At 66.1% G+C, this 26974-nt stretch carries 34 protein-coding genes and 1 pseudogene; 11 read left to right on the forward strand and 24 right to left on the reverse strand.

Annotation, left to right across the window (positions count from 1 at the left end; genetic code table 11):
• Positions 1–101 precede the first annotated feature (101 nt).
• The 6 genes from GKO32_RS17340 to GKO32_RS17360 form a co-directional block, all read right to left on the reverse strand.
• Positions 102–287 (reverse strand): hypothetical protein, encoded by a 186-nt coding sequence (locus tag GKO32_RS17340; protein WP_154757924.1) that lies wholly within the window; start codon positions 285–287, stop codon positions 102–104.
• Between the two features lie 118 nt (positions 288–405).
• Positions 406–537, reverse strand: coding sequence for a hypothetical protein (locus tag GKO32_RS39850; protein ID WP_281353875.1), 132 nt, complete (start codon positions 535–537; stop codon positions 406–408).
• 242 nt (positions 538–779) lie between these two features.
• Complete coding sequence (locus GKO32_RS17345) at positions 780–974, reverse strand: hypothetical protein (protein WP_154757925.1); 195 nt, start codon at positions 972–974, stop codon at positions 780–782.
• 56 nt (positions 975–1030) lie between these two features.
• Positions 1031–1405, reverse strand: a complete 375-nt coding sequence (locus GKO32_RS17350) for a hypothetical protein (RefSeq protein WP_154757926.1) — start codon at positions 1403–1405, stop codon at positions 1031–1033.
• Positions 1402–1641 (reverse strand): hypothetical protein, encoded by a 240-nt coding sequence (locus GKO32_RS17355; protein WP_154757927.1) that lies wholly within the window; start codon positions 1639–1641, stop codon positions 1402–1404. The genes GKO32_RS17350 and GKO32_RS17355 overlap by 4 nt, the downstream gene beginning before the upstream one ends.
• Positions 1638–1994: a DUF6907 domain-containing protein gene (locus GKO32_RS17360; RefSeq protein ID WP_154757928.1), complete on the reverse strand. Its 357-nt coding sequence runs from the start codon at positions 1992–1994 to the stop codon at positions 1638–1640. Before GKO32_RS17360 ends, GKO32_RS17355 begins: the two co-directional genes overlap by 4 nt.
• A 157-nt stretch (positions 1995–2151) precedes the next feature.
• Here GKO32_RS17360 and GKO32_RS17365 point away from each other — a divergent pair, with 157 nt between their 5' ends.
• Positions 2152–2361, forward strand: coding sequence for a hypothetical protein (locus GKO32_RS17365; protein ID WP_154757929.1), 210 nt, complete (start codon positions 2152–2154; stop codon positions 2359–2361).
• 219 nt (positions 2362–2580) lie between these two features.
• On the opposite strand, the gene GKO32_RS40545 is transcribed toward GKO32_RS17365, so the two are convergent.
• The 3 genes and pseudogenes from GKO32_RS40545 to GKO32_RS17380 form a co-directional block, all read right to left on the reverse strand.
• Complete coding sequence (locus GKO32_RS40545; RefSeq protein WP_376765970.1) at positions 2581–2829, reverse strand: alcohol dehydrogenase catalytic domain-containing protein; 249 nt, start codon at positions 2827–2829, stop codon at positions 2581–2583.
• 429 nt (positions 2830–3258) lie between these two features.
• Positions 3259–3546, reverse strand: coding sequence for a type II toxin-antitoxin system Phd/YefM family antitoxin (locus GKO32_RS17375; RefSeq protein WP_154757931.1), 288 nt, complete (start codon positions 3544–3546; stop codon positions 3259–3261).
• Positions 3547–4050: 504 nt separating this feature from the next.
• Positions 4051–5252: pseudogene (locus GKO32_RS17380) on the reverse strand (transposase).
• Positions 5253–5457: 205 nt separating this feature from the next.
• Here GKO32_RS17380 and GKO32_RS39155 point away from each other — a divergent pair.
• Positions 5458–5736 (forward strand): helix-turn-helix domain-containing protein, encoded by a 279-nt coding sequence (locus tag GKO32_RS39155; protein ID WP_154757932.1) that lies wholly within the window; start codon positions 5458–5460, stop codon positions 5734–5736.
• 471 nt (positions 5737–6207) lie between these two features.
• Here the strand turns inward: GKO32_RS39155 and GKO32_RS17390 are convergent, their stop codons facing one another.
• Positions 6208–6408 (reverse strand): hypothetical protein, encoded by a 201-nt coding sequence (locus GKO32_RS17390; protein WP_154757933.1) that lies wholly within the window; start codon positions 6406–6408, stop codon positions 6208–6210.
• A gap of 116 nt (positions 6409–6524) precedes the next feature.
• On the opposite strand from GKO32_RS17390, the gene GKO32_RS17395 reads away from it, so the two are divergent.
• Positions 6525–7586 (forward strand): LLM class flavin-dependent oxidoreductase, encoded by a 1062-nt coding sequence (locus GKO32_RS17395; RefSeq protein ID WP_154757934.1) that lies wholly within the window; start codon positions 6525–6527, stop codon positions 7584–7586.
• Positions 7583–8101 (forward strand): YceI family protein, encoded by a 519-nt coding sequence (locus GKO32_RS17400; protein WP_154757935.1) that lies wholly within the window; start codon positions 7583–7585, stop codon positions 8099–8101. Before GKO32_RS17395 ends, GKO32_RS17400 begins: the two co-directional genes overlap by 4 nt.
• A 64-nt stretch (positions 8102–8165) precedes the next feature.
• On the opposite strand, the gene GKO32_RS17405 is transcribed toward GKO32_RS17400, so the two are convergent.
• Together GKO32_RS17405 and GKO32_RS17410 are read right to left on the reverse strand one after the other, a co-directional pair.
• On the reverse strand, positions 8166–8984 hold the full coding sequence (locus tag GKO32_RS17405; RefSeq protein WP_154757936.1) for an enoyl-CoA hydratase/isomerase family protein: 819 nt from the start codon (positions 8982–8984) through the stop codon (positions 8166–8168).
• A 384-nt stretch (positions 8985–9368) separates the two neighbouring features.
• The gene (locus GKO32_RS17410) at positions 9369–9533 is read right to left on the reverse strand and encodes a hypothetical protein (RefSeq protein WP_154757937.1); all 165 of its coding nucleotides are present in this window, start codon (positions 9531–9533) and stop codon (positions 9369–9371) included.
• 232 nt (positions 9534–9765) lie between these two features.
• Here GKO32_RS17410 and GKO32_RS17415 point away from each other — a divergent pair, with 232 nt between their 5' ends.
• Complete coding sequence (locus GKO32_RS17415) at positions 9766–10053, forward strand: type 2 periplasmic-binding domain-containing protein (protein WP_154757938.1); 288 nt, start codon at positions 9766–9768, stop codon at positions 10051–10053.
• Between the two features lie 55 nt (positions 10054–10108).
• On the opposite strand, the gene GKO32_RS39160 is transcribed toward GKO32_RS17415, so the two are convergent.
• Positions 10109–10594 (reverse strand): MarR family winged helix-turn-helix transcriptional regulator, encoded by a 486-nt coding sequence (locus GKO32_RS39160; RefSeq protein WP_208024445.1) that lies wholly within the window; start codon positions 10592–10594, stop codon positions 10109–10111.
• Positions 10595–11245: 651 nt separating this feature from the next.
• Here GKO32_RS39160 and GKO32_RS17425 point away from each other — a divergent pair.
• From GKO32_RS17425 to GKO32_RS17435, 3 genes are read left to right on the forward strand one after another with little or no spacing between them, the layout of a single operon-like run.
• Positions 11246–12763 (forward strand): class I adenylate-forming enzyme family protein, encoded by a 1518-nt coding sequence (locus tag GKO32_RS17425; protein WP_208024446.1) that lies wholly within the window; start codon positions 11246–11248, stop codon positions 12761–12763.
• A 27-nt stretch (positions 12764–12790) separates the two neighbouring features.
• Positions 12791–13888, forward strand: a complete 1098-nt coding sequence (locus GKO32_RS40190) for a GAF domain-containing sensor histidine kinase (protein WP_312868016.1) — start codon at positions 12791–12793, stop codon at positions 13886–13888.
• Positions 13882–14493 (forward strand): response regulator transcription factor, encoded by a 612-nt coding sequence (locus GKO32_RS17435; RefSeq protein ID WP_154757939.1) that lies wholly within the window; start codon positions 13882–13884, stop codon positions 14491–14493. Before GKO32_RS40190 ends, GKO32_RS17435 begins: the two co-directional genes overlap by 7 nt.
• A gap of 116 nt (positions 14494–14609) precedes the next feature.
• Here GKO32_RS17435 and GKO32_RS17440 read toward each other — a convergent pair whose 3' ends face one another.
• From GKO32_RS17440 to GKO32_RS17470, 7 genes are all read right to left on the reverse strand, one after another.
• Positions 14610–15524 carry an AraC family transcriptional regulator gene (locus GKO32_RS17440; protein ID WP_154757940.1) on the reverse strand — a complete coding sequence of 305 codons (915 nt, stop codon included), beginning with the start codon at positions 15522–15524 and terminating at the stop codon, positions 14610–14612.
• 52 nt (positions 15525–15576) lie between these two features.
• Positions 15577–16479 carry an MBL fold metallo-hydrolase gene (locus GKO32_RS17445; protein WP_154757941.1) on the reverse strand — a complete coding sequence of 301 codons (903 nt, stop codon included), beginning with the start codon at positions 16477–16479 and terminating at the stop codon, positions 15577–15579.
• Positions 16480–16645: 166 nt separating this feature from the next.
• Positions 16646–17059, reverse strand: coding sequence for a DUF1761 domain-containing protein (locus tag GKO32_RS17450; RefSeq protein ID WP_154757942.1), 414 nt, complete (start codon positions 17057–17059; stop codon positions 16646–16648).
• A gap of 78 nt (positions 17060–17137) precedes the next feature.
• On the reverse strand, positions 17138–18157 hold the full coding sequence (locus GKO32_RS17455) for an aldo/keto reductase (RefSeq protein ID WP_154757943.1): 1020 nt from the start codon (positions 18155–18157) through the stop codon (positions 17138–17140).
• Between the two features lie 64 nt (positions 18158–18221).
• The gene (locus GKO32_RS17460) at positions 18222–18689 is read right to left on the reverse strand and encodes a VOC family protein (RefSeq protein ID WP_154757944.1); all 468 of its coding nucleotides are present in this window, start codon (positions 18687–18689) and stop codon (positions 18222–18224) included.
• Between the two features lie 73 nt (positions 18690–18762).
• Positions 18763–19305: a cytochrome P450 gene (locus GKO32_RS38060; protein ID WP_166459627.1), complete on the reverse strand. Its 543-nt coding sequence runs from the start codon at positions 19303–19305 to the stop codon at positions 18763–18765.
• Positions 19306–19785: 480 nt separating this feature from the next.
• Positions 19786–20175, reverse strand: coding sequence for a VOC family protein (locus tag GKO32_RS17470; RefSeq protein ID WP_246243961.1), 390 nt, complete (start codon positions 20173–20175; stop codon positions 19786–19788).
• A gap of 98 nt (positions 20176–20273) precedes the next feature.
• Here GKO32_RS17470 and GKO32_RS17475 point away from each other — a divergent pair, with 98 nt between their 5' ends.
• Positions 20274–20615 (forward strand): DUF6401 family natural product biosynthesis protein, encoded by a 342-nt coding sequence (locus GKO32_RS17475; RefSeq protein ID WP_154757946.1) that lies wholly within the window; start codon positions 20274–20276, stop codon positions 20613–20615.
• Here GKO32_RS17475 and GKO32_RS17480 read toward each other — a convergent pair.
• The gene (locus GKO32_RS17480; protein WP_154757947.1) at positions 20606–21412 is read right to left on the reverse strand and encodes a mechanosensitive ion channel family protein; all 807 of its coding nucleotides are present in this window, start codon (positions 21410–21412) and stop codon (positions 20606–20608) included. The genes GKO32_RS17475 and GKO32_RS17480 overlap by 10 nt on opposite strands.
• A gap of 121 nt (positions 21413–21533) precedes the next feature.
• Between GKO32_RS17480 and GKO32_RS17485 the strand changes: the two genes are divergently transcribed.
• Together GKO32_RS17485 and ligD are read left to right on the forward strand one after the other, a co-directional pair.
• Positions 21534–22610 carry an ATP-dependent DNA ligase gene (locus GKO32_RS17485; protein ID WP_312868017.1) on the forward strand — a complete coding sequence of 359 codons (1077 nt, stop codon included), beginning with the start codon at positions 21534–21536 and terminating at the stop codon, positions 22608–22610.
• Positions 22607–23581, forward strand: coding sequence for a non-homologous end-joining DNA ligase (ligD, locus tag GKO32_RS17490; protein ID WP_154757948.1), 975 nt, complete (start codon positions 22607–22609; stop codon positions 23579–23581). Before GKO32_RS17485 ends, ligD begins: the two co-directional genes overlap by 4 nt.
• Here ligD and GKO32_RS17495 read toward each other — a convergent pair.
• The 3 genes from GKO32_RS17495 to GKO32_RS17505 form a co-directional block, all read right to left on the reverse strand.
• The gene (locus GKO32_RS17495) at positions 23578–24771 is read right to left on the reverse strand and encodes an MFS transporter (RefSeq protein ID WP_154757949.1); all 1194 of its coding nucleotides are present in this window, start codon (positions 24769–24771) and stop codon (positions 23578–23580) included. The genes ligD and GKO32_RS17495 overlap by 4 nt on opposite strands.
• A complete protein-coding gene (locus tag GKO32_RS17500; protein ID WP_166459628.1) occupies positions 24768–25799 on the reverse strand; it encodes a glycosyltransferase family 2 protein in 1032 nt (343 codons plus the stop codon). Before GKO32_RS17500 ends, GKO32_RS17495 begins: the two co-directional genes overlap by 4 nt.
• 233 nt (positions 25800–26032) lie before the next feature.
• Positions 26033–26974 (reverse strand): methionyl-tRNA formyltransferase, encoded by a 942-nt coding sequence (locus tag GKO32_RS17505; protein ID WP_154757951.1) that lies wholly within the window; start codon positions 26972–26974, stop codon positions 26033–26035.

Genomic DNA, 26974 nt, shown 5'->3' on the forward strand with positions numbered 1-26974 from the left:
GGGCCGATCGGCCACTATCTTGCTTCATCGGGTCGGAAGCCTCTTTTCCGATCAAGTCCCTGGGTGGCGAGTGGAGTCGCCACCCAGGGGCGTCCAAATCCTTACTTCTTCAGCAAGCCGCGGAACACGCCTGCGCGGTTGTCAGCCTTCGCAGCGGCCCGGTCGTACACAGCCGCCTGCCGGTGATCGCCGGCCTGCTTCAGCTCCTCGGCCCGTTCCCGCAGCAACATCCCCGTCTCGACCTCGTCTTCCACCACGTCACGGGCAGCGTCGTCAAGATTCCTCATGTCCCCTTCTCCTTGGTTCTCCATCGGATCGGCTCCTGGGTCGATCACGTGCCCTGGAAGGCGTTGCGGTCGTGACCCAGCGCCACGTTCGGTCAGGCCAACAGGACGGGCGCGCTGGTCACTTCTGCTTGTTCTTGGCCCAGTCCTTGGCGGACTCACCCGTGATGTTCGGGTCGGCCAGCCAGTCAGGGACGGTGCCGACACCGCCACACGTGGTGCAGCCCTGGCCGTCGCAGTCGGGACAGGTCACAGGTTCACCTCCTCGCGTTCAGGCCGGGTCAACAGACCGGGCACTTCGCCTGCTCGGCCGGGTCACTCGGACAGTGCTTGCCGCGGGTCATCGGGCACGGCCCGTAGTCGTCCCAGGAATCACCGCGGGGAACGACGGTGCACACGGACCCGCACCCACCAACCGGGGCCTGGGAAGTGGTGGCTTCGGGTGGGGTTTCGATCACCAGAAACATGGATCAGTTCCTTCCTTGTGGTGTTTCATCAGGAGGTTTCTTCGTCCTCCGCCACGGCCTCCAGCGCCATGCGAAGTTCGTCGTGGGACGTGACGGTGAGGGCGCGGCGAAGGTGCTCGACGGGCACCACTCCGCTGTGACGGTGAGCGCTGTAGTAACCCACCAGGTAGCCGATGTTGATCCTCAGCAGTTCGGCCTGCTGGCAAGGCAACAGGCCGCTCACCAGCCCACCCCCGCCATACCGCGAACCTGAACCCAAGCGGAATGTCCCATCGAGGTTCACCACGACACCGCCCTGACCAGGCCGTACAACTCCTCAGCCTCGGCGGTCGTGACACCGAGCTTCCCGGTCACGGCGTGAAGGTCCCGCTGCCCGGCGATCCACGCCGAAAACCCGTCACGGGCTTCGGTCTCAGTCATGTCCAAGGCTTCACCGACTTGCGCCCACGAGGTGATCTCGCCCTGCCGCAGCAGGTACATCACGACCACCCACCGGCCGGTCGTGACCTCGCGGGCGATCTCCGTACCGGCACTGAGTTCGGCCCAGTAGTCCGCCGCCGCAGCGACACCATGGGTTTCCCGGGCCATGAACGTGCGCACCCGGGCTTCTGCCCACCGCTCAACCAAATCCGCAACAGGGAGGTACTTGCTCACCGGTCCACCTCCCACGCCGCGATACCCACCTGGCGGAGGTTCGCCAGCAGCTGCCCGAGGCCGTGCAGGTCGAAGAACACCGGCTGCTGGGCGCCGACCTGTATTCCGATCTCCACGCCGCGGGGGGTGTGGACGTGCAGGGCTCGTACCTCAACCCGGTTACCGGCCTGGTTGTGGCCGTAGGCCCGCCAAAACGGGTTGCTGGTGGGCCGGGGTGGTGTGGCGAGCGCGTTCACGCCACACCCCCAGCCAGTTCAGCGGCCTCGATGAGGGCATGCCCCAACTGCATCGCCTCAGCAGGGGTCAGGTCGTAACGGGAACCCGTGTCGGTGAAATCGGGTTCCACGACGACCCGCGGCTCCGTCTCACGGTATTCCTGCTGCAAAAACACCGACAACGACGGCGGGTACGCGGTGTAACCCTCATCAGTATCGAGAACGACAGCCTGGCCAAGCGTCAACTTCACCGTGGCATCCGTGTCCGACCAGTGGGCACGGTCACTGCCGGAGTGCCTGGCCTGGTGGGTCTCCGTGCACCACTTCGGGCAATCGGTGGTCAGCCAAAACGGCTTGTCGATAGGGTTCTGCATGGGTCGACTCCTTCGCAGTCGATCAAGGTCCCCGGCTGGTGTTCCAGCACCACCGGGGGCCGCCTTTGTTCTACCAACAGTGTTGCCCAACTTGGTTGGAAATGCAACCGAGTTGGGCAACTTGCTTGGGGAACTTTGTTGTGAAACCATGCTGCGCGTGACGACCAAACGAACGCCGCCCTCGCTGACTCAACTCGTCGACCACTACCGGCGTGCTCAGAACGATCTGGAAGACGCCCGCCTGGCGCTCATCGATGGGATTCGCACCGAGTACGCCGCCGGCATGCGCCAGGCGGACATCGTTCGCGGCATCGATCACGTGTGGAGCGACGAGTACGTGCGGAAGATCGTCAAGGGCCTCGTGTGAGGGATACAGGACCGGGCCGCGATTCGGTGCCATGTTCGGTGCCGCACTTGTCGACAGAGTCCAACAGGGCAAGTCATGGTCCGACACGCGAACAGCGCCTCTAGCAGGGCCAACGCCAATTTCTGACAGTTTTCGGCACGGTCCAACATGAACAGGGTGGAACTGTAAATCAGACGGCACTGCCTTCAGAGGTTCGAATCCTCTACCCGCCACACCAGCTCAAACGCCCCCATGACCTGCGAGAACAGGGCATGGGGGTGTTTTTGGTGTTGTCCGGCGGTGTCCGGCCATGTCCCGCCGTCCACGGCCGCTGGCGCCCAATGGGCGCCCACGGTTTACAACCTGCCCGATTCCCTCGTGTCCGGGAAAACCCGGAAGCCCCGGGTAACTGATCTGGTCCGCCTTGTGACCGAAGAGACGATGCAAATCGCTGCCGCAGACTGCGGCCGTCACCATCTGAACAAGCACGTGGCCGGTGCTGGACTCATCGAAGGTGACTTCGCGGATATCGAATTTGCCCCGTGCGACCAACGTTGCCGCCTGCCACCGAAGACGTGCCCTGGGCCTTACTGTACCGGGTACCAGTTGGGTCCGGGGCGGACATTGGGGGAGGCGACCAGGCGGGGTTCAGCGTGGTTTGTAGGCGTCGCGTCGGTGTCGGATGTCGCGGATGGTGATTTCTCGCGTTTGTTCGTCGATCACATACAGGATGCGCCATTCGCGCATGATGCGGGCTGAGTGGACGCCGTGAAAGGGCGAGTCGAGTCCTTGCCCACGCGGTGGGGATTTTCGGTGAGTGGGCCGTTGAGGAAGTCGGACACGGCTATGACGACGTCGATCGGGAGTTGTTCGGCGAGGGCTCGGCGGGCCGTGCGGGTCAGGTTGACGTCGTAGGGCTCAGCGGTCATGCGGCCGTTCGCGCTTGATGCGTTCGGCGATCAGCGCGTTGAGGGCGTCACGGCCGACGACCACGGGCTCGGTGTCCTCCAGCGCCCGGCGAGCGCCGGGGTCGGACAACACCTCGATGGTCTCGCGCAAGCGGTCCAGCTCGCCGGAGGGCACGAGGTCGGCCACGTGCTCGCCGTGGGCGATCACCGAGATGGTTTCGCCGTGTTCGGCGCGGCGCACGACATCGGCCAAGGACGGGTTGTCCTCGGCGCGGATGGTGCCTGCCGGTTCGGTCATGGTTCTCAGGATACGGGGCTCATGCGTTCCTAGACAGCGGGCGGGCGTGTCACAGTGCGGTACCGCCAGGGGTGAATGTGACAGGTCCGGACGGGTTGGGCGGGCTGCTGGTGGTCTCATTCCTGGTCTCATTCGTTTCGATCGAAGCCATGCCCAGCACGCTAGCGTCTCCTGTCTGTATGTTCGTGCCTCCGCGGACCTGCCTGATAGCGCCGTCGTCGTGGGTGGCGATCAACGCGGGGTCGGCATTTGGACGCCAGCGCCCAATCAACGCCCAAACGGCGGGTGTACGCCGAGAAACCGCAGTTCAAAGGTGGTTTGCTTGATCGTCCGTAAATCAGATGGCACTGCCTTCAGAGGTTCGAATCCTTGCTCTCTTAGCGTCGATCACCTCCGGTCGCGGAGACGAGCTCGAACGGCCGGGAGTTGTCCGAAGGTTGTCCGCGCCGTTGGTGGTGTGACTCCGCGGTATCAGGGCTGTGAGCGACCCAGCTGGAGCAATTGTCAAGGCCTGTGGATGAAGGTCATTGCGCGACGGGGGCTGGCGAGCTGATCGGGCGCCGTGTCCGGCTCGGTGAGTGTCTCGAGTGTGGGGTCGCGTTCGAGGAGTTGGCCGTTTTCGAAGCGGGCGCCGGCGCGGACGAGTGCGACGAGTTCGGGCGCGTTCACCGCGCGCCAGCGGGTCTGCGCTGACTCGATGAGCGTGAACGGCGTCCCCAGCCCGGCCCCGCGCGAGCCGGGTCCCTTGGTGACCTTGGTCCGGTGCTGCACCGTGGAGGGGGTGGACTCGACGGGGTTGGTGGTGCGCAGGTGGATCCAGTGCGCGGCCGGGTAGTCGAAGAACGCTCGTAGCACGTCGACGTCCTCGGTGATCTTGGCGGCGGCCTTGGGAAACTTGGCCCCGTAGGCGGCGTCGAACACCTTCACCGCGTCCAGGGCGTGTCGCTTGTCCTCGGCGTTCCAGATCTCGGCCAGGGCCTTCTTCGCCCCGCGATGCGCGGACTTGGGCAACGCGGACAGCACGTTGGCGATCTTGTGGAACCAGCGGCGCTGCTCCCGTGTTTCGGGGAACACTTCGCGCAGTGCGCCCCAAAATCCGAGCGCACCGTCCCCGACCGCGAGCGCCGAGGCCCGCATCCCGCGGCGCTAAACATGCGCGCCGACGGGCGCAAGGAACTCGTTGCCCTGGCGGATGGCAGATACACAAAGTCCACAGTGGACAGATGGCATTCGGCGAACGCGCGCTGCGCAGCCTTCCACTGCTCGGTCAGTTTCGTGACCACCGGCTCGGCCAAACCCTTGGCCGAGCCGAGGAACTGACCCAGCGCGGGCACAAAGTCGCCCGAGGGCAGGCCGTGCAGGTAGAGCAGCGGCAGCACCTCGGTGATCTTCGGGGTCTTGCGCGCCCAGGACGGCAGGATCGTCGAGGCGACCCCTTCCGCTCGCCGGTCTCGCGATCGACGCGCTTGTCGTTGACCCGCGGCGCGGTCACCTCCACCGCACCCGCGCTGGTCAACACCTCGCGGGGGCTGGCGGGAGCCCTTACGCACGACCAGGCGGTGGCCGTGCTCGTCGCGCTGGTCGGCATAAGCGGCGATATAGGCGTCGACCTCGGCTTGCAGAGCTTCGGCGAGCATCCGGCGCGCGCCCTCCCGGACGATCCGGTCGATCAACGACGACGAATCATTCGCGACCAGGCCGGTCATCGCCACCGGATTCGGGGCCAGGGACTACGTGAGCATGGGCGTACCTTCCCGAACCAGCGCGCCAACGCTGGCCCTGATCAGAACTCCAGACCTTTCAGATCACCCCTCCTGACTGCCGGACTCGTGCGACACCCCGGACTGACCGTGTGGATTTATGCGTGCACGCCGATGACAGGCAATCGTGAACTCTGGGTAAGTTGACAGCGTGCCCGACGAGTCTCCGCTTCTGCTGGACCAGCTAAAGCAAGTGCTCGGCAAACGGCTTGGGAGCGCTCGAGGTGATGCCGGGCTGTCCCTGGACGACCTGGCCGAACGAACCGGCCTCGACCGGACGACAATCCACCGGATCGAACAGGGTGATGCGACCGCGAAGCTCGATACGCTGGTCTTCCTCTTTCACGCCCTCAGAATCGACCCCGCCCCGATCATGCGGGAGCTGGTGGATCTGGTCCACACACGGCGAGACCCGGGCCGGCGGCCCTAGCTAGCCCGTTCTGGCAACAGCTGTCCTAATCAGACATTGACCGCGGCACGAGATCCTCCGGCGACGGAGCAGGACTGCTAGCTCTCGCCTGACCCGAATGCGGTTGCGTCAAAGTACGACTCGTCGCCAGACCGTCACCGGCATCTCCCGCCTTGTGCTCATAGTGTCCGATTCGTTGACGGCGTGGCCGCGTACGAATGAACGTGGGTCCGTTGACCAAAAAAGCGACGGCGTCGATTCCAGCCGTCGTGGGAAGTCCAACTATTCGATAATAGAGGGTTATGTTAGCGCGATCACAAATACAACCCTGCGCACCCTCGGTGCGCCGTCCGGGCTGGGTGACCAACCCATACTCGTCACTCCTCGAATGCTGGAGGCGACAGGCATCGCCCACCCCGCTCATCTGGTGGTCGATCTGGAGCAGCGGGATGTCGCCGTTTCCGGTCGGAGATCTCATGCCGAGGACAGGGCTCACGCCTCCTTATCGGCCCGCTGGGTGTAGAAGCGGTAGCCCTCGGTGCCGGCCATGTGCTGGCCCCCGAAGCGGGACGCGTTCCAGCCGCCAACGCGCACGACTGAGTCGACGGTGATCTTGGCGCCGGCCAACTCTGCGGCGCCCACTAGGTCCAGCACCCGGTCACGCGCCGCTGCGGAGACCAGCGGTCCCAGCACGTGAGCTACCCACCTCCCGTCTGCCGTGACTCGGCTCACAGCGGAAAACTAGTTGATATGAACGATCGTCGTTATACTCGACTATAACGACTTTAGCACATCTTGAGGGACTGGTTATGGCATTCGAGATCGGCATCCACACCTTCGGTGAAATCTCTCCCGACCCCTTCACCCGTAGGGTGCCTTCCGCGTTGGAGCGTATGCGTGACACCGTGGAGCAGGCCGTCGTGGCCGAGCAGGCCGGGTTGGATGTGTTCGGTGTTGGCGAGCATCATCGGGGGGATTTCATTGCGTCCTCGCCTGCGGTGATGCTGGCCGCTATCGCTGCCAGGACCTGCAAGATCCGGCTGACCAGTGCTGTGACGGTGCTCAGCTCGCTGGACCCGGTCCGGTTGTTCCAGGACTTCGCCACGTTGGACCTGGTTTCGGGTGGCCGCGCGGAGATCATCGCGGGGCGGGGCTCGCATATCGATTCTTTCCCGCTGTTCGGTTACGATCTTGCCGACTACGACGCCCTGTTCGCGGAGAAGCTGGAACTGCTGGTGGCTATCCGTAACGAGCATCCGATCAGTTGGCAGGGGACGTTCCGGCCGGCGCTTGACGCTGCCGATGTCGCGCCTCGGCCGGTCCAGTCGAGGCTGCCGATTTTTGTTGGTGTGGGTGGTACTCCGTCCTCGGGTGCTCGCGCCGGGCGGCTCGGGCTGCCTCTCGCCTACGGTGTCCTGCTCGGCCGGGTGGACGACGCGTTGCGTGTGGACGAGGCGTACAACTCTGCTGCCGTCGGCGCCGGATACGACCCGCGTTCGCTTGACAAGACGATCGCCGGGCACGGGTTCGTGGCGCGGACCAGCCAGGAGGCTCGGGACCTGATGTACCCGTACTTCAGCAACGGCATGGTCGCGAACGCGCGGCACCGCGCGCAGGCCGGTCCCCGCATGCCGCGGCCGATGTTCGATACCCAGGCCTCGCCCGTAGGTGCGCTGATGGCGGGCAGCCCGCAAGAGGTGATCGACAAGCTGATGCTCCAGCACGAGCTGTACAACAACAATCGCGTCCTCGTCTACATGGGACTCGGTGGGGTACCTCAGCAGGACCACCTCAAGGCGATCGAGCTGCTCGGCACGGAGGTCGCGCCCGTACTGCGCAAGGAAATCACCGTTACCCAACCCGTCGCTTGACATACCGGCAGGTCCCCGAAGCCAGTATTTACGAGCTGGACCCCGGCCGGTCCTCCATCTCGTTCGTCACGCGGCACCTGTTCGGCAGCGCCAAGGTCACCGGGTCCTTCGACCTCAACCACGGGCGGATCGAGGTCGGCTTGCCGGCCACGACGTCGAAGGTGCACGCCGAGGCCGACGCGACGAGCTTCCGCACGAAGATCAAGCTTCGGGACAAGATCGTGCGCTCCGCGATGTTGCTGGACGCCGAAAAGCACCCCAGCCTCACCTTCCAATCCACCGAAGTGCGCCTCGAAGACGGGCAGTGGGTGCTCAAAGGCGACCTGACGGTCCGCGGCAAGACTGCGCCGGTGGAGTTTGCCGTCACCGAAGCCAAGACAACGCGTGACGGCCTCTCGCTGCACGCAGAGGGTGTCGTCGACCGTTACGCCCACGGCATCACCGCCGGAAAGGGCTTCGCCGCGCGTCGGTTGAAGCTGGATCTCGCCGTGCACGCGGTGAAAGTCGTGTCCTGATCGACGATCCGACACGAGAAAGGGCCGTTCCGCAGCGTTGCGGACGGCCCCGTTCTCGTGGTGTTCAGCGGCTGGTGAAGATGACGTGCGGCGGCGCTGTGGCCGGGCCGGCGTAGTCCGGCCCCTCGGCCTTGACGCGCTCGTCGTGGTTCTCCTTCACCGACTGGAAGACCGCCTGGGTGTCCGGGCTGTCCCACAGGTCGATGGTGAGGTCATGCGTGAGTCGGTCGGCTGCCGCAGTGCCGCCGATCGACCAGGCCTTCAGCAGTGTCCGGGTGACGGCCAGGGCCTGCGTCGCCCCCTGGGACAGGCGGGTCGCCAGTTTCGCGGCAAACTCGTCGAGCTCGTCGTCGGGCACCACGTAGGACGCGAGTTCCGGGATCTCGCGCACTGGGGTCGGCTCGCCGAGCATCGCCATCTTGGTGGCCTTCACCGGGCCGATCTTCGTCGCGAGCCGCTGGAGGCCACCGGCGAGCGGCACGTTGTTGCCGTTGATCTCGATGTTCCAGAAGACGGCGTTTTCCGCCGCCACCAAGAAGTCGGCAGCCAGCGCCAGTTCGAAACCGCCACCCACCGCCAGCCCGCGGACCGCAGCAACCACCGGAACCCGCAGCGCTTCGATCGCCCGGTACGCGGTGTCAATCTCCGCGATGAACGTGCGGAACCAGTCCCGGCTCTTTCCCGGCCATTCATGGGCCGCGCCGCCGACGCTGAAGTTCGGTCCCTCCGCTTCGATCAGCAGAGCCCGGATGTCGGACTCACTCGCCGCGTGCACGGCTTCGCGGATCTCATGGCGGAACTCGTCATCGACCCAGTTATTAGGGCCGCCCGCCAGGATCAGATGCCCGACCGCACCATCCTGCCGGAAACGCACCACAGTCATGACTTTCTCCTCTATTTCCAGGAAATTACCCGAAGCGCAATCGCGCGCGCTTGACGGAAAGAATGACGATCGCAGCGGGTTTCCGAGGACCACACCGTGACGTCGAGCAGACAGAACGTCTGTAGATCATCCTACTTGACGAAACACGGGAACTGTCAAGGAAATTGTCGGACTGACCAGAATGACGTATCATCGCGAAGTGGTTGAAACCTTTGCGCTTCGCGCAGCCGCGAGCCCGGACGTCCCGGCCGTGATCCGCTCGACCATGTGGCGCGGCCTGGAACTCGCCGCCGCCGATCCGGTCTCAAAAAACGGTGATCTCGGCCGACGGCGGCGACACCTTCCTTCCGCCGTACATCAACGAAAGCGGCTCGTTGATTGCCCTCATCGGGGCTCCGGATCGCGCCGGCCTGGTCCGCCCGCCGGCCCGTCTTGCCCGACGATCGGCTGCGCGTCCTGACCGGCGACGCGGCGCCAGCCCGCGGCCGCGAACAGCGCGTCGAACTCCGCGAGATCGCGTCCTGCCCTTCGGTGATACAACGTCGGCACGCTCGGAGACTCGCCGTCGGCCGCCTTCGTGCAGAACGGCCAGTGCAGCCAGGTACGACAACGAGTTGCTGTGCGACATCGCCCGCCGGGAAGGCTGTGACTGCAATTCGCCCGACGTCGACTTCTTCTCGAGCCTGCCAAACAGCGTCGCGAACGGCCGGTTGACGATCGGCAGTGCAGCCATCGTCTCGAGCGAGTTCTTCAAGTCTACAGTGGACTTGAGGTCTCCGGCGTGCAGGTGGTGCGCTTCCCCGATTCGAACCCGGCCTTCACACAAGTGGCCAACGGCACCGTCGACGCGTGGGTGATTCCCCTGACGATCGGGCAGAAGGACCTCGATGAGAACCTCCCGGCGCCGCTCGCGGTCGGCTACACCAAGCTTGACAAGGAGCCGACGACCGCGTGGGCCGTCGTGACGTCCGACACCGGCCTGCGGAACGAACTCGATGTCGGCCCCACCGACCCGTTGCCAGCCGAGTCCGAACCCGGCTGGCGAGGCCTGCCCGCGACGAACCACTGAGACGGTCCGCAGTCGGCCGATTGCCCCGACGCCGCAAGCTTTTCTGAAGCGACCGTCAGCTGGGCTCGGCTCGGGCGGCCAACTCGCAGGCACTGGTCGCCCGTTCGCCGGCGCTTTCCGCGGCCCGGCCGAGCAAGGCCGTCAACTGACGGGCTTCGTCGTCCGAAAGGTGCCGGAGAACGTGCCGCTCGGCCTCAGCCACCCGCGCGGAAAGCGACTGGAGGGTTTTCTCGCCCTTCGCGGTCAGAGTGACGCGCCGGGACCGGCGGTCCGCCGGGTCGGGCGTGCGGCGGACGAGCTTCTGCCGCTCCAGCTCGTCGAGCAGATGCGTGATGATGGTGCGGTCCATGCCCAGCCGCTCGGCGATCGCGGCCTGGTTGGGTATGGAACCCGTCGCGGCCATCGCCGCCGCGGCCTCGATGACCTGGTAGCCGCGCGGCCCGCTCGGGAAATAGGCCACGGCGTCTTCCGCTGCCTTGAGGTACGCCCGCATCACGGTGCCGAGCAACCAGCCGAAGTCGTCACCTGTCTCCACGATCACCGATTCATGGTACAGCCGTCGCGCCGAAGAGGCGCGCGCCACGATCGTCGGGAATCACGATCGTTGACCCCGCTGATCGGCGGAGCAGCCACACGGGTACCGCCCCCGCCGCCCTGAAACTCAGTCCTCGTAGATCTCGACCGGAGCGCGGGGGCAAGTTTGCCGGTGCCGAACCTCGCGGACTGTTTCCGCGGAGAGCCGTCCATGGCGGAGTAGCCGCAGGTGCTGGGTTCGCCGTGGGGCAGGGTGAGGCCGCTGTCGGCAGGAAGAGCAAGCCGTGCGCCACTTCCGCCTGCTTAGGATCTCGTCAATGGTGATGTCGACGTAGGGCTTGGCGGCGGGCATGGGCGGTTAACGAGGCGGTGATCGGGACGCCGAATGCTCGCGGTGACGAGCGACGGCGCCGGGGCAGGGAACGTCGTCGTGCCACCGCGAACGAGCAGGATGTGGTCCTTGACCTTGCCGGACTGGATCAGAGAGATCACTTCGGCAGGCGACGACAGATATCTCCGTCCTCCTCAGGGATTTCGTCGTATCGATGTCCGACTGGGACAACGGTAGGCGTGCGCCCGCCACCACGGCACACCCATTCGGGTGTGCCGCCCGACGCCCGCGTGCGGTCTCCTGTCACCTCCGAGACGAGGAGGTCCCGTGAACGGTCCAGGCGACATCCTGCGAGCCGCCGCAGCTCGATTCGGCGACAGGACCGCATTGATTACCGCGACGAAGACGCTGAGCTACGCGCAGCTTGACGATTTCGCCGACCGCGTCGCCGCCGGGCTGCTCGAACACGGTGTCCGCCCCGGGCTTCCGGTATCGCTGTACTCCCAGAACCGCTGGGAGTGGATCGCCGCCTACCACGGGGCACTCCGGGCCGGCGCGGTCGTCAACCCGGTGAACGTCATGCTCACCATGGAAGAACTAGCCTTCGTGCTGCAGGACTGCGGAGCCGCCGCCGTGTTCACCAGCGCGGCGCAAGCACCGCGGGTCGCCGAGCTGACCCGCGGCCTTCCGGACCTGCGAGCCGTCGTCGCCTTCGGCGGCGGCGCCAACGGCGTGCTCGGATTCGACGAGCTTCTCGCGTCCGAGAGCGAAACCCCCACCTTCACCGCCGATCCGACGGCGCCGTGCACGATCGGCTACACCTCAGGAACGACCGGCCATCCGAAAGGCGCGGTCCAGAGCCACCAGGCTGTTCTGCTCAACTGCGCGTTGACCGCGACGATGCACGGCCGCGACGAACGGGACATCGTCGTGACCGCGCTGCCTGCCCCGCACGTCTACGGCAACGTCGCCATCAACGGGACCTTCCTGGCCGGCGGCACGGTCGTGCTGATGGAACGCTTCGCAGCAACCGAGGCCCTCCGACTCATCACCGAACACCACGCGACGATGTTCGAAGGCGTCCCGGCGATGTATTCGATGCTGCTGTCCGCCCCCGAGCTGGACGAGGCCGACCTGTCCTCGCTGACCCGCTGCACCGTCGGCGGTCAGACGATCCCGCTGTCTACTATCGAGCGCTGGCAGACGCGCGCCGGAGCTCCGCTGATCGAGCTGTGGGGCATGACCGAGATCTCCGGGCTGGGCACCACCCACGCCCTGCACGCGCCGCCGGTGCCAGGCTCCATCGGCGTGGCGCTCCCTGGGTTGGATGTCCGTATCGCCGATCTCGACGACGTCGGGCGGGACGCGCCCACGGGGCAGCCGGGCGAGCTGATGGTGCGCGGTCCGCTGGTGATGCTGGGCTACCACGGCAACGCCGAGGCGACAGCGGAGGCGATCGAACCCGACGGCTGGTTGCACACCGGCGACATCGCCACGATGGACGGAACCGGACATGTGTTCGTCGTCGATCGGCGCAAGGACATGATCATCACCGGCGGTTACAATGTCTATCCGGCCGAGATCGAGCGGGTGCTGGCCGCGCACCCCGCCGTCGCGCTAGTGGCGGTGGGCCCGGTCGACGACGAGGTCCGAGGCGAACTCGCCTGCGCCTATGTCGTCCTCGTCGGCGGTGCCGCGGCGACGGAGGAGGAGTTGATCGCCTATGCAGGTGAACGCCTCGCCGCCTACAAACGCCCGCGCCTAGTGCGCTTCGTCGACCGGCTTCCCGCAACGTCGACCGGAAAGATCATGCGCCGGGAGCTGATCAAGCAGTTCACGCCGTAGGACCGGCACGACGAACGGGGACGCATCGTGGCTGAGGCAACGAAACCGAGCAGCGACCACCTCGACCTCGTCACGCTCCTCGACCGCGGCGAGGCGTTTCGCGCCGCGGTCGAGGAGCTCGCCGAAGACGGGAACATCGCGTGGATCGGCGAACCCGACCACGCGGACGACCTCGTGCTCCGCACCGTTCACGGCGACCTGACCGGCCAGCTGCGCGGCTTGCACGTCCCCCTCGGGCTCGGGCTGACAGGCAAGGTCCACCGGGCCGCCGCCCCAGCCTGGGTCGACGACTACTTCGGCTCGCCGGTCATCACCCACACCTTCGACCGGCAGATCCGTTCCGAACGGGTCCGCCGCCTGCTCGCGGTGCCGATCGTGCACGGCGAGCAGGTCTTCGGTGTCCTCGCGGTCGGGGCCAGGTGTGATGGAACGTTCGGTGACCGGGCTGCGGAGCACGCCAACGAAGTCGCAGGCCAGGCGGCGCTCGCCTTGGCAGTCGCCGAACGCGCGCGTCACGCCCGTGAAGCCGCGGTCCTCGAGGAGCGCAGCCGGGTCGCCGCCGACCTGCACGACACCGTCGGAGCATTGCTGTTCGCCATCGGTTCCGGCGTCGCCGGCCTGGCGGAGACCTCCACCGGCAATCCGGACGTCGCGGCGCAGCTGCAGCGCCTGCAGACCCAGGTCGCCGAGGCGACGAACGCGTTGCGTACCTCGTTGCGCACGCTACGTGCCTCACCGTCGGCACTGGCGCTGTCGGTCGCGATGCAAGGAGACTGCTCGGCGTTCAGCGACCGCACCGGCCTGCCCGCCGAGCTGATCATCCTGGACGACCCCCCCGAGCTGGCCCCATCGCGTGCCGACGTGCTGATCAGCGCAGTCCGAGAGGCACTGCTCAACGTCGAGAAGCACGCTCGCGCCTCCGCGGTCGTGGTGACCGTCAGCCGCCGCCCGAGCGGCGAGATCATCGTCGCGGTCACCGACGACGGGGTCGGCCTGGGCACCGGCCACGCCCCAGGCCTGGGCCTGTCCAAGTCTCAGGAGGCGGTGGCGCGCGTCGGCGGTGCCTTGCGCGTGACGAGCGACCCGCACGGCGGGACCACCTTCCGCGTCGAGATCCCATGCTGACCGGACCACGCGTCGGCGTGTTCGTCGCCGACGACCACCCAGTCGTGCGAGACGGAGTAGTCACCCAGCTCGGGCCGCACCGCGACATCGAGGTCGTGGGCCACGCCGCGACCGCGGCCGAAGCGGTGATTGGCTGCCGGCGGGAGCAACCCGACATCGTCCTGCTCGATCTGCGGCTGCCCGACGCGCTGGCTGCCGACGTCGTGCCACGTCTGCACGAGGTCAGCCCCTCGAGCAAGATCCTCTTGTTCACCGCGTTCCCGGAGCACGCAGCGGTCGCCCCCACCCTGGCTGCCGGCGCGTGCGGTCTGCTGGTCAAGGACGCCTCAGGGCCCGCACTGCGGGAAGCGCTCCTCCAGGTCGCCCGCACCGGGAGCTACCGGGCGACGTCGACCCAGGCATCGCCGGCGCGGGCGCCGATCACGCCGCGCGAATACGACGTCCTGCGGCTCGTGTCTGCGGGTCACACCAATGCCGAGATCGGACAGCAACTCGGTCTCTCGCTCAACACCGTCAAGACCTATCTCCACAACGTAATGCACAAGCTGGGGGCCCGGAACCGGGCGCAGGTCATCACCAACGCCCGGGTCCACGGCCTGCTTTGACCTCTTCTCGGACGGGAACCGGCCTTCCTGGAACAGCTCGATCATCAGCGGGATGAACCGGTCGGGCACGGCGTCGCCTTCGATGACCCCGACCAGGGAACGCCCGAACAGCACTGTCATTGTGTCTCCGGAATCAGGGCCCGCGGAAGGCCGGTGGACTTAGGCGTCCATTCGGAGATGTGCTTGTGGTCGGCGCGACGCTGGCGCCGGTATTGCCCCGCGGAAATGCCGTACTCGCGCTTGAACGCGTTGGCGAACGCATACGCCGAGCCGTACCCGCTGCGTTGAGCGACCGCGGCCAGCGGCGCGTCGGTCGTGCGGAGCAGGCGTGCCGCGCTGGTGAGCCGCCACCACGTCAGGTAGGTGAGGGGAGGCAGCCCGACGAGCGAGGCGAACCGGCGGGCGAAGGCCGCGCGGGACAGACCCACCCGCGCACCCAGGGATTCCACGGTCCACGGATCGCCAGGTTGTTCATGGATCGCGCGCAGCGCCGGGGCGATGACCTTGTCCCCGAGAGCGACGCACCACCCGGTGTCCTGCCGTCCGGCGCGTTCGGTGAACCAGGCGCGGATCAGGTGCACCAGCAGGACGTCGAGCAACGCCGGTACCAGCACATCCTTGCCTGGCTCCGAGTCGGCGAGTTCGTCTCGCAAGAGGGTGATCGAAGACTCGAGACCGGCGTAGCGGTCCGCCCGGGCAGGCAGGTGTATCAGCTCGGGCAAGTCTTCGATGAGCGGATGTGGCCGGGCTTGGTCGAGCTGGTAGGCGCCGCATACGAGCTGACTTTCGCCGTCGATAGCGTTCTGCAGCGCATGCGCCGTTCCGTGCGGGAACAGGACCGCGTCGCCGGGCTCCAGCGTCACGGTGGGGCCGGCCGCTCGGACCACGTGGCAGACGCCCGCGGTGACCACGTGGAACCGGGCACCCCCGAACGCGGGAAATTCCATTGTCCACGCCGCTTCTGCCGCCGTCAGCGAGGAGTAAGGGCGCCCCGCGCGCATGGCGCCGATCGCGTCACTGAGCACATCCATACCACGATCATCCCTTCAGACCGCGCCAGTCCGATCGCGACCGGCCCGCCAGTCACCGGGGTGCCCACCGCTTGATCGAATACTGCCCGTTCTCGCGCGCGACTTCGGCAGCTCCCGCTCCGCCGAAGTGCGCGGGCACCACCAGGCTGTTGGTCGTGACCGCCTGGTCCAGGACGCGGTGCCGCGCTCGGGCGGCTTCGACCCGGTCTTCACTCAGGCAGGTGTCGTGGTCGGGTTCGATCATCTGGATCGGAGTGTGGACGACGTCGCCGACGAACAGCGCCCGGTCCGTGCCGGACTCGAGCCGGAGCACCGCCGAGCCGGGGGTGTGGCCCGCTGCGAGTTCGAGGGACAGGTCCGCGTCGATGCGGTGGGCATCGCCCTCCCACAGCACTGCCTGGCCGGCTTGGTGGATCGGCAGGATGCTGTCTTCGAACGTTGCGCTGTCGTCGGCGACCGAGCCGAACGTGGCCTGGCGGGTGTGGCCGTTGGCAGGGTTCCAGTAGCCGTAGTCGGTCTTGTTCATCAGATACTGGGCGTTGGGAAACGTCGGAACCCACTCACCGTTGACCAACCGGGTGTTCCACCCGACGTGGTCGGAGTGCAGGTGGGTGTTGATGACGAGGTCGACTTCTTCCGGCTGCACTCCCGCGTCTGCCAGCAGGGTGAGGAAGTCACCGTCGCGCCGGTTCATGAGCGGGTGCTCGCGGGGCTTGTCGTTGCCGAGGCCGGTGTCGACCAGGACGGTGCGGCCTGCGCTGCGCAGAACCCAGGTCTGCATGTACGCGTGGTAGTCCCCGGAGGTGGCGTCCCGGAAGTCGGGGTCGAGCCAGGACTCGTGCTCCTGCCAGAGCTCTGCGGGCACGGACGGGAACAGGAAGTCCACGGGGGCGAAGGGGCCGTGCCATTCGACCACCCGGGAGATCTCGACGTCACCAAGAATGAACTGCTTCATGATCTGATGATGATCAGAGTAGGCGAGACGCGAAATGTTCTGGCGTCTCATTTGGTTAATCCAGCGTCTTGGAGAAGACACAGACGGTGCGACCACGGTGTCGGCGACGATCGCCCGGATCATCGGACGCATCTGGTCTTCCGTCCGGTCCTGACGACTGGTGACGTCAGATCAGGACAAGGGCGAGGCTGGTGAGAACACTGCTGACGAGGAAGTAGGGGGCATTGAGCAAGCCGTAGCGCAGCGGGTGCGGGAAATTCGGGTTGATCGCGATGTTGAAGGTCATCGCGACGAGGTAGCCGACACCGACGATCACGCCGAACACGAGCGCGTCCCCGACGGAGGTGATGCCCAGCGCGGCGAACAGCACCGCACTGGCGAGCACGTTGATCAGGTTGCACACGAGCGGGCCGACCCCGTCGACGGTGCGCCGCTCAGGGGCCGGGGCGCCCTCGCGGCCGAGGACGCGAGCGTACTGCTGTGGAACAGCGACCATGAAGTACGCGGCGCCAAGGCCGGACAGTACGACCGTGGAGACGACCACGGCGATCCAGTTGATCTGGGGGAAAACAGCGAACATGGCTTCGTCCTTCTGAAACGGTGGTGTACCGGGGAGCGCAACGATCCCCGGCTGTCGGCAGCGCGCGGGTGACGGGTGTCAGGCAGCGGGGCGCCGGAGCGCAGGCTGCGTGAGCGCGGGCGGAACATAGGCCACGTCGACCGGCCCGATGTCGGTTCCCGGGGCCACGATCTGGTCGATGCGGTCGAGCACCTCGTCGTCGAGGCGGATGTCGGCTCCCGCCAGAAGGTCGTCGAGCTGCGCGGGCGTGCGCGGCCCGATGATCGCCGAAGTGACTCCCGGGTGGGTGGTCACGAACGCCAAGGCGAGGTGCGGCAGCGACAACCCGGCCTCCTCGGCGACCTTGGCCAGTGCCTCGACCGCGTCGAGTTTGCGTTCGTCGGTCATGTGCTGCCGTGCCCAGTGCAGCCGGCCTGCCGACGCCTTCTCCGCGTTGCCCTTGCGGAGACGGCCGGCCAGCAGGCCCATCGCCAGCGGGCTCCACACCAGCACACCCAGCCCGTAGCGCTCGCAGACCGGCAGGATCTCGCGCTCGATGCCGCGGTTGAGGATCGAGTAGTGCGGCTGTTCGGTCCGGAAGCGGGCCAGCCCACGCCGTTCGGCCACCCATTGGGCTTCGACGATCTCCGACGCAGGCAGGTTGGAGTGGCCGATCGCGCGGACCTTACCCGTGCGGAGCAGGTCGGTCAGCGCGCCGAGAGTTTCTTCGATGTCGGTGCCGGGTTCGGGGTGGTGGGTCTGATAGAGGTCGATGTGGTCGACCCCCAGGCGGCGCAGCGACCCTTCGACCGCGGACACGATCCACCGGCGGGAGTTGCCGCGCCGGTTGGGGTCCGCGCCCATCGGGCCATTGCCCTTGGTGGCGAGGATGACGTCGTCGCGCCGGCCGCGTAGAGCCCTGCCGACGATCTTCTCGGATGTGCCGTCGCCGCCGTAGACGTCAGCGGTGTCGATGACGTTGATGCCGCCGTCGAGGGCGCGGTGGACGATGCGGACGCACTCGTCGGGGTCGGGATTGCCGTGCGGCCCGAACATCATCGTGCCCAGGGTGAAGTGGCTGACCTGGATGCCGGTCCGGCCGAGCGGACGAATGTGCATAGGGATTTCTCCTGAGTTGGTACGGGAGGGCTGCGGCCGGACCCGGCCGCAGCCCTGGGGAAAGTCAGGCCTGGGTGTACTGGGCCGCGACGTCGACGATCCAGGTGACGCCGAAGCGGTCGGTCAGCATCCCGAACGCCGGCGCCCACTGCGCCGGGCCGAACTCCTCGATGACGGTCGCGCCCTTGGCGAGGCTTTCCCAGAGGGGGGTGACCTCGTCGACGGTTTCCCCGCGGACGGACAGGAAGAACGGCTCCTTGGTGATCGTGGTGCCGTTCTCACGGTAGGTCGTGGGCGCATCCGATCGGGCCGGCGTATCCGCGCCGGGCACGTCGTAGGCCATCACGCGGAAGCCGTTGTCGGCGACGACCTGACCGAAGACGACGTTCGTGGCGCCGGGCACCTCGGGGGGCATACCGAAGTCGGCGTAGGTTGCGATGGAAAGCTGCCCGCCGAACACCGACTGGTAGAACTCCAGGGCCTCACGGGCCTCGCCGTGGAAGTTCAGGTGAGCAACAGCGTTGAGCGACATGATGGTCCGTCCTCATAGTGGTTCCGCCGCCGGAGGCTTCCGGCGGCGAGATCCACTGTTCCGCGAGTACCGGTCAGGATCTGTCCTTTACTCGAGGGAATTCTCCGGACTGTGAGCCTGGTAGCGGGTGGGAACGGGGCGAGGCCGCCTCTTGCCGCGGGGAAAAAATCGCAACGAACTTTGACGGTTCGAGGGTGGTCTTGGCTTTTGCCCGCACCTTCACTGACACATCTCGCCGGATATTGAATCTTCCCGAAATCGAGGCCAGGGCGAGCACCGCCTCATTGACCGCGAATTTGCCCCCGACACACTTGGTTACCCCCAGGCCGAACGTAATAAATCCACCCTGCGGTGCCGGTGGTCTCCCCATCCAGCGCAGTGGGTCGAATTTTTGCGGCTCCACATAACTGTCAGCTCGTCGCTGAACCGAATGAGCGTAGGGCAGGTTCAGCAGGTCGTCCCACCCCGCGACTGTCCCGCCAAGAACCTGGTCAGACTCTTCGCAAAGTCGTTTCTGCACCTCGGGGTGCTCACTGATGAGATAGAGGCACCAGGTCAAGGCGGTACTCGTGGTTTTGATCCCGGCAAGCAGAAGTACGGCGACCTGGTCCGCCAACTCATTGTCGGCAACGGCTGGCCCGAAGAAGTACGAAATTCCAGCAAAGCGCTGAGGAGATGGCCAAGTCTGTCCGAGTGGTAAGACTGACGCGATATCAGACGATCCGCATAGCCGTGCCAACGCGCGAGAGCCTTGGCATATCGCCGATTTCCCGCGGTGGGAGGTTTTGCCCAAAACGGGAACATCTGGCGGCTCAGGGTGCCATCCATCCAGGTCGAAAATATTCTTCCCAGCTCGTCTACGGAATCCGAGTCGACGGCTTCGCCGAAAAGCGCGTCGGCGCGAGTTGCACGTTCCGGTGGCGCGAGTTGCGCGTTCCGGTCGCCCGAAACGCGCAACTCGGGCGCTTGGAACGCGCAACTCGCGCGCATTCAACGTGCGACTCGCGCCACCCGCCGTCTGACGTGCCCGGGGAATGGAGCCGGGTGAGTACCGTTCTCGACGTCGGCAAGTGACTGCAGGCAGGCGATCACCGCCTCAAAGTTCCACGAGCACCAGCCTGTTGCCGTCCGGGTCGCGGAAGGTGAACATCGGCGGAACACCTTGCCAGCGAAGGATTTCCGCGTCCACGTCCACCCCGGCGGACCGCAGCTTCTGGTGGTCTGCGTCTGCATCCGCGGTGGTGAAGCGGATGCCGGTGTCGATGCCGCCCGTGCCGGTGACGAGGGCGACCGAAACCGGTGATCCCGCCGGTGCCACCTCGATCCAGCGCATGTCGCCGAGGGTGGTGTCGCGGCGTTTCTCGAAGCCGAGCGTGCCGGCGTAGAACTCGAGCGCCCGTTCCTGATCGGTGACGGGGATGGCCACCGTCGCGATTCCGTTGATGTGCGTCATGCGGGAGAGACCCGGGCAAGCGGCGGAACTCATCGGGAACACCGGCCAACCCGGGACTTTGGCGCGGTTCTGAGCTGCGATATCTCACATCTATGGGCGGCGAATGTACCCATTCGGGTTAGCCTGCCGCCATGCTAAGTCTGTTGGCGGAGTTCTCGGCGCGCAGGACGCTGGACAGCCTGCATCGCCAGCTGGGCGCAGGGTTGCTGGCCGCGGCCGCGGCACCGGGGTTGCTGGCGGTGATCGACCAGCACGCCGCCGCGGTACGCGACATCATGCTTTACGGCGTCGAGGGGTCCGCCGCGGTCGCGGCCAGTGTCGTACTCGCGGGTTACGCCAGCGGGCTCCTTGACCAGGCCAAGGAGCACGGCTGGCGCTTCACCTCACCTGCGGACTGGAATCACGCCGACTGGTTCACCGCGCGCCTGCTGGCGATCTGCGCGCTGGCGAAACGGCACGACGCTCACTCCTGACCGCGCGGCGGGGCCGACGTCGGATGCTGCGACGCCGGCATCTCCTCGGTCGCCGGCTCGCCCTGGCGTGCCGCGTCCTCACGTCCGCGCTGGTAGGCCTCCGTGCGCGCCCGTGCGGAAGGCAGCTCGTTTTCCGCCCTGCCAAGCCAGTTCTCCCACCGCTGCTGCATCGGCCGCACCAGGCCACCGCCCATGCCGACGATGATCACCCCGGCTACGGTGGCGAGAACGGTGACCAGCACCGGCGTGGTGACCGCGGTGGCAACACCGATCTGGTTGAGCGCGGCGATGATGCCGAGGCCCCAGATGAACACCGAGGCCAAGGTCGCGAGCACCTTGCCGTAGGACAGCCCGCCGAGCATGTTTTCGAGAAGATCCTTGACCGCATGGGCGATCGCCCCGGCGATGACCACGATGATGATCGCGACCACGGCCTTCGGCAGCCAGGCGACGATGCCGGCCACCATGCCGCTCACCGGGTTCGGGCCGAAGGCGCCGAGTGCGATCTGCAGGAAGATCAGCAGGATCGCGTAGTAGATGATTTTGCTGATGATGCCGGACGCGTCGTACTTGCTCCCCGACAGCATCTGCTTGATGCCACCGCGTTCCACGACGCGATCGAAGCCGACCCGTCCGAGGATCGCGTCGACGAGCTTTGCCAGCAGCTTGGCCACGATCCAGCCGATCAGCATGATCACCAGGAAGGCGACCAGCTTCGGGACGAAATTGGCGACCGAACTCCACGCGTTGGATACGCCCTGTCCGAAGTCGACAGCGGCTAGATGACTTGTCGCCATGGTTCTTCTCCCTTCGTGAAAATCACTATCGAAATGGTCGAACGACCTGGGAAAGGCCGCAAAACGAGTCACCCAGTCGGGTGGGAAGCCGGCTGACGTTGAGTGGCCTAGCATCGACAGCGTGGATCTTCCTGTGCTACCGCCGGTCCGGCCGATGCTGGCCAAGGCTGTGCACGAGGTCCCGCGCGCGCCCGGGTTGCTGTACGAACCGAAGTGGGACGGTTTCCGGTGCATCGTGTTCCGCGACAACGACGAGGTCGAACTCGGTTCACGAAATGATCGGCCACTCACACGGTATTTCCCCGAATTGGTCGGCCTACTCCAGGATGCGCTTCCAACACGCTGTGTGGTGGACGGGGAAATTGTGCTCGTCACCGAGCATGGTCTCGATTTCGAGAGCCTGCAACTGCGGTTGCATCCGGCGGCGTCCCGGGTGCGCAAGCTCGCGCGGGAAACCCCGGCGAGTTTCGTCGTTTTCGATCTGCTCGCGCTCGACGATCGTGATCTGCGTGCAGAGCCGTTCGCCAAGCGGCGCCGGTTGCTGGAAAGCGTTGTCAGCGGCGAGTTCGCGCGCGTGCACCTGACGCCGATGACCGAGGATCCCGACATCGCGCAGGACTGGTTCAACCGGTTCGAGGGCGCCGGTTTCGACGGTGTCATGGCGAAACCCGCCGATCAGCCGTACGAGCAGGACAAGCGGGTGATGTGGAAGGTCAAGCACGAGCGCACCGCCGACTGCGTCGTCGCCGGCTTTCGTTGGCACAAGGACGGAAAAGGTGTCGGGTCGCTCCTGTTGGGGCTGTACGACGAGGCCGGCACGCTACACCATGTCGGTGTCGCCAGCAGTTTCACGGCGGCACGGCGCAAGGAGCTGGTCGACGAGCTCGCGCCGTTGCGGGAACGAGCGCTCGACGAGCATCCGTGGCGGCAATGGGCGGAGGCGCAGTCCGAGTGGGCCGGACGGATGCCGGGCGCGCAGAGTCGCTGGAGTGTCGGGAAAGATCTCTCGTGGGAACCGATCAGGCCGGAGCTCGTTGCGGAGGTGCGGTACGAGCACGTCCAAGGTGGACGGTTTCGCCACGGCACGCGACTGGTCCGGTTCCGGCAGGACCGGCAACCGGAGTCGTGCACCTACGGACAGCTCGAGGAGATCGCTCCGGCCGAACTGTCCACTTTGTTCAGTGAGGTTCGGGCATGAGGGTCGACGGCGTCGAGATTTCGCACCCGGAGAAGGTGTACTTCACCGAGCGCGGGGAGACCAAGCTCGATCTGATCCGGTACTACGAGGCGGTGGAAGATCCGTTGCTCGCGCGCCTTGGGGGCCGGCCGTTGCTGCTGGAACGTTATCCCGATGGAGCGAGCGGGAAATCGTGGTTCCAGAAGCGAGTCCCGAAGTCCACACCGGACTGGGTCACCACGACCGTTGTCTCGACGCCCAACGGCACCACGAGTGACGCGCTGGTGGCCGCGGACCTGGCGCATATTCTCTGGGCGGTCAATCTCGGGTGTATCGGTTTCCACGTCTGGCCCGTGCATGCGGAGACGCCCGACGTGACCGACGAACTGCGAGTGGACCTCGACCCGTCGCCGGGCGTGAGTTTCCCGCAGGTGCGGGAGGCCGCCGCGCTCACCCGTGCTTTGTTGCGAGAACTCGGTATTGAGCCGCACCTCAAGACGACGGGCTCGCGTGGCCTGCACATTTACGTTGCGCTGCAACCGAATTGGGACGGTTACCAGGTGCGCGCGGCAGCGGTGGCGCTGGCGCGCGAGCTTGAGCGGCGGCACCCGGAACTCATCACGGCCCAGTGGTGGAAGGAAGAGCGGGGCGCCCGCGTCTTCGTGGACTTCAACCAGAACGCGCCGCACAAGACCGTATTCGGGGCGTGGTGTGTGCGGCCACGCGCCGGTGCTCAGGTCTCCACGCCGATCGGCTGGGATCAGCTGGAATCGGTGGACCCCGCGGAGCTGACGATCGCGACGGTACCCACGCTCGTGGCCGAGCGTGGCGATCCGTGGGCGGACATGCGGCCGCAATCTCTGGAACCGCTACTGGAAATGTCGCGCCAGGACACGGAAAACGGGCTGATGGACGCGCCGTGGCCGCCGGTCTATCCGAAGATGCCGAACGAGCCACCGCGCGTCGCGCCGAGCCGTGCCAAGAAAACCTAGGCGTTGCGGGTACGTACCACCAACGCGACGACAATGGCCAGGCAGCCTGTTGACACCGCGAAGGGCAGGCGAGCGTCGACGTCGACGGTGAGCCCGGTCAACCACACCATCACGGTGGTGACGACCGCTGACCCCACACCCAGTGACGCGTTGAGCGGACCGTGTTGTTCGGCGGGGGTCCGGCTCAGCAGCCAACCCTGGTAAACGGGAATGAGCGGTGCCGTGCCGAAGGCGAACACCACCACACCGGCATAAGCCATGGCGACCGATCCGGCGCAGATCAGGATGTTGCCGATGATCACGAGCGCGGCGCCCATCACCATGATGGTGGTGATGGACAGGCGTTTGACCAACAGGTCGCCGACCGCACGGGCGGGTGTGTACGCCACCCACAGCAGCGCGAGCAGGAACGACGCGTCGGGCAGGGAAAGCCCGTACCGATACTGACCGAGCGACGTCACCCAGGAGACGACCACCGTTTCCCCGGCCATGAGCGTCGCGAACACCACGATGTTGGTGAGCCAGCCGCCTAGCATTGCCCGGCTGAGCCGGGGCTGGACGGCCTGATCAGCTTGCTGCGTAACGGATTTGCCGGCTGATCGGTTCAGCACGGTACCCGCCGCCACCAGAACCGCCAGTGCCGCGGCGAAAATGGCATAGACCACTCGGTAGTCGCCGTCGGCCGGCACCAGCGCGCCGACCATGGCGGGTGCGGTGAAGCTGGCCACGCCAAAAGTGGCGTAGAGCGCGGAAATCCGGTGGTAGCGCTTCGGTAGCCGGTACAAATACGACACAGCGGCGAGGGTGCCGAGCGAGAAGGTCGCGCCGTGCATGAATGCGCCGGTTAGTACCGCCGCGGGATTTCGGGCGGTGATCAGGATTACGCAGCCCGCCAGCCCCACCGAGATCGCCAGCGTGGTCATCCGTGCGACGCCGAGCCGGCGCAACAGGACCGGCCCGGCGAACATGGCCGCGATCAGCCCGATGTCCTTGAGGTTCTGGATGTTGGCGAGTTGCCCGCCGCTGAGTCCGTAGTCCTCGCGAAAGGTCGTGATCAGCGCGGGGACCAGACCCATGCCCAGTGCCACGGTGCCATACACCACGAACAGGTAGCAGCTGATCAGGCCATAACCCGGGGACTGCCGGGAATTCTCCGCGATGGAGACGCCGGATGGCGCGGCCGTGGTCATGGAACCATTGCGGCGGCGCCGGTTTCGCGGCTCTCCACCGCCGTGGCGTACTGGGCGAAGGTTTCCGGATCCAGCTCCTGGGCCTGGCGCAGCTGGGATCGGCCCAGTTCCGGGCTGCCATCCGCGGTGACGGTGCGCCCGATCCGGATCAGGTAGCGGCACAGCACCGACTGGCCCAGCCGCTCGCTGGCCGCACCACGCGCGACAGCCATGGCGATGGCCTTCTCCAATCCTTCTCGCTCGTTCGCGCAACGCAAGTGGTTGAACGCGTCCACTCCACCGGACTGTTTGCGGGAGGCGCTACCGCCGGTGCGGGGCACCCGGTAGCGGGTCGGAATCCCCGGCACATGGTCGATCACGGCGCCGCTACCGAGGTAACGGAACAACGTCGCGACGTCCTCACAGAATGGCACGATCGGGAAAGGTATTTGCAGCGCAAGGGAAGTACGGAGGTTCATCGCCGACGGGATGGCGATGTTGTCACGCTCGACGGCCTGCTCGATCCATCGCTCGCGGCCCCGTAACTTGGGCAGCCGCTGTTGCTCGTTGAGCAAATGCAATCCGGGCAGCAGCTGGTTCGACTCCCATGGCTTGCCGTGTTCGTCGATGAACTCGATGTCGCTGTAAGCGAAGTCCAGTTCCGGCTGAGCGGCGAACATCGCGCGGACGGCGGCCACCCGCCGCGGGTGCGCCAGATCGTCGGCATCCAGATATGCCAGCAATGCATGGCCGTCCCGATGCGCGGCTTCGATGGCGACGTTCCGGGCCCGCCCGGCGCCGCCATGGTCCTGGGTGTGCAGCACGGTCACCTGGCCGACTGTCGACGCGGCAAGGCTTTTCAGAAACTCCGAGGTGTCCGCGGCGGGTGAGGCGTCGTTGACCACATAGGCGCACCAGTGCGGATCCGTTTGCTGTTCGAGACTGGCTAGGGTGAGACGTAGGCATTCGCGGCGCCACGCAAGTCCGTCGTCGAAATACGGGACTACGAACGCCACAGTTGCCGACTGGCCGGGGATGGGAGAAGGCACTGAGGCTCCTTGGGGTGTTTTTGTCACACTTGAGCGCTCTGTGGCCAACTGTAAACAGGTCATTGCGCCTTGATCCCCGGACCAAGACGCAATGACGACTAACTGCAGGCGGAAATGCCTTTTTTGACCGCCGCCTTCACGGCGCTGAATTCTTGTGGTCCGAACCACATAGGTGTTGAAGGGGCAACGAGACCAGTCGTTCGACTCATCCTGGTCTACAACGACTTCCGCGGTCAGGGTTGTGTGGTGAGGTAACCGCCCATCGTGCGGAAGTAGTCCGGCGCGGCTGATTCGGTTCCGTCGTCCGTACGAACTCGTTCCACCACAAGGCCGTGGTTGCGGCCGAATCGCGCGTCCGCACCGGCGACGATCACCACGCCGTCGCCTTCCTTGATGAAGATCCGGCCCGGCGTACCGCCGTAGAGTCCTTGCGACACCGAGGCTCGCACGATCCGCAGGCGCTGCCCGCGATGGAAGGTGAAGGCGTTCGGGTACGGGTCCGCCTGGGCGCGAACGAGGCGGTCGAGGTCCTCGGCGGGCCAGGTCCAGTCGATGCGACTGTCCTCAATGGACCGTTTGTGGAAGAAGCTCGCGTTGGCGCGGTTCTGTGGTGTCCAGTCCGTGCGCCCCGACGCGATCAGTTCGAGCGCCTCGGTCACCACGGGTGCGATGAGGTCGACGGTCTTGTGGAACAGGTCCGTGCTGGTGTCACGTGGCCCCACGGCGACCGAGCGCTGCAGGACGATGTCCCCGGCGTCGAGCTCGTCGTCCATCATGTGGGCGGTCACGCCGACCTCCGGCTCGCCGTTGATCAGCGCCCAGATCAGCGGGGAAAACCCGGCGTAGGCGGGCAACAGGGAGTCGTGCACGTTGAGTGTTCCGCGCGGCGGCAACGTGAAGATCTCCGGTGGCAGCCACGTGCGCCAGTTGTTCGCCACGATGATGTCCGGCTCCGCCTCTTTCAGGTGCGTGGCCAGGTCATCGGGCCTGTTCCGCAGCAGCACCGGAACGCCGTGCTCCTCCGCGAGGTCGGCCACCGAGTCGGACCAGATCCGCTCGTATGCGTGGTCGCTCTTGGGGTGGGTCACCACCAGGACCACGTCATGCGGCGAGTTCAGCAACGCCTGCAGCGTTCGGTGTCCCCAGGTCTGGTATCCGAACATCGCGACCCGCAT

Source organism: Amycolatopsis pithecellobii, from assembly GCF_009707865.1.
GTDB lineage: Bacteria > Actinomycetota > Actinomycetes > Mycobacteriales > Pseudonocardiaceae > Amycolatopsis_E > Amycolatopsis_E pithecellobii.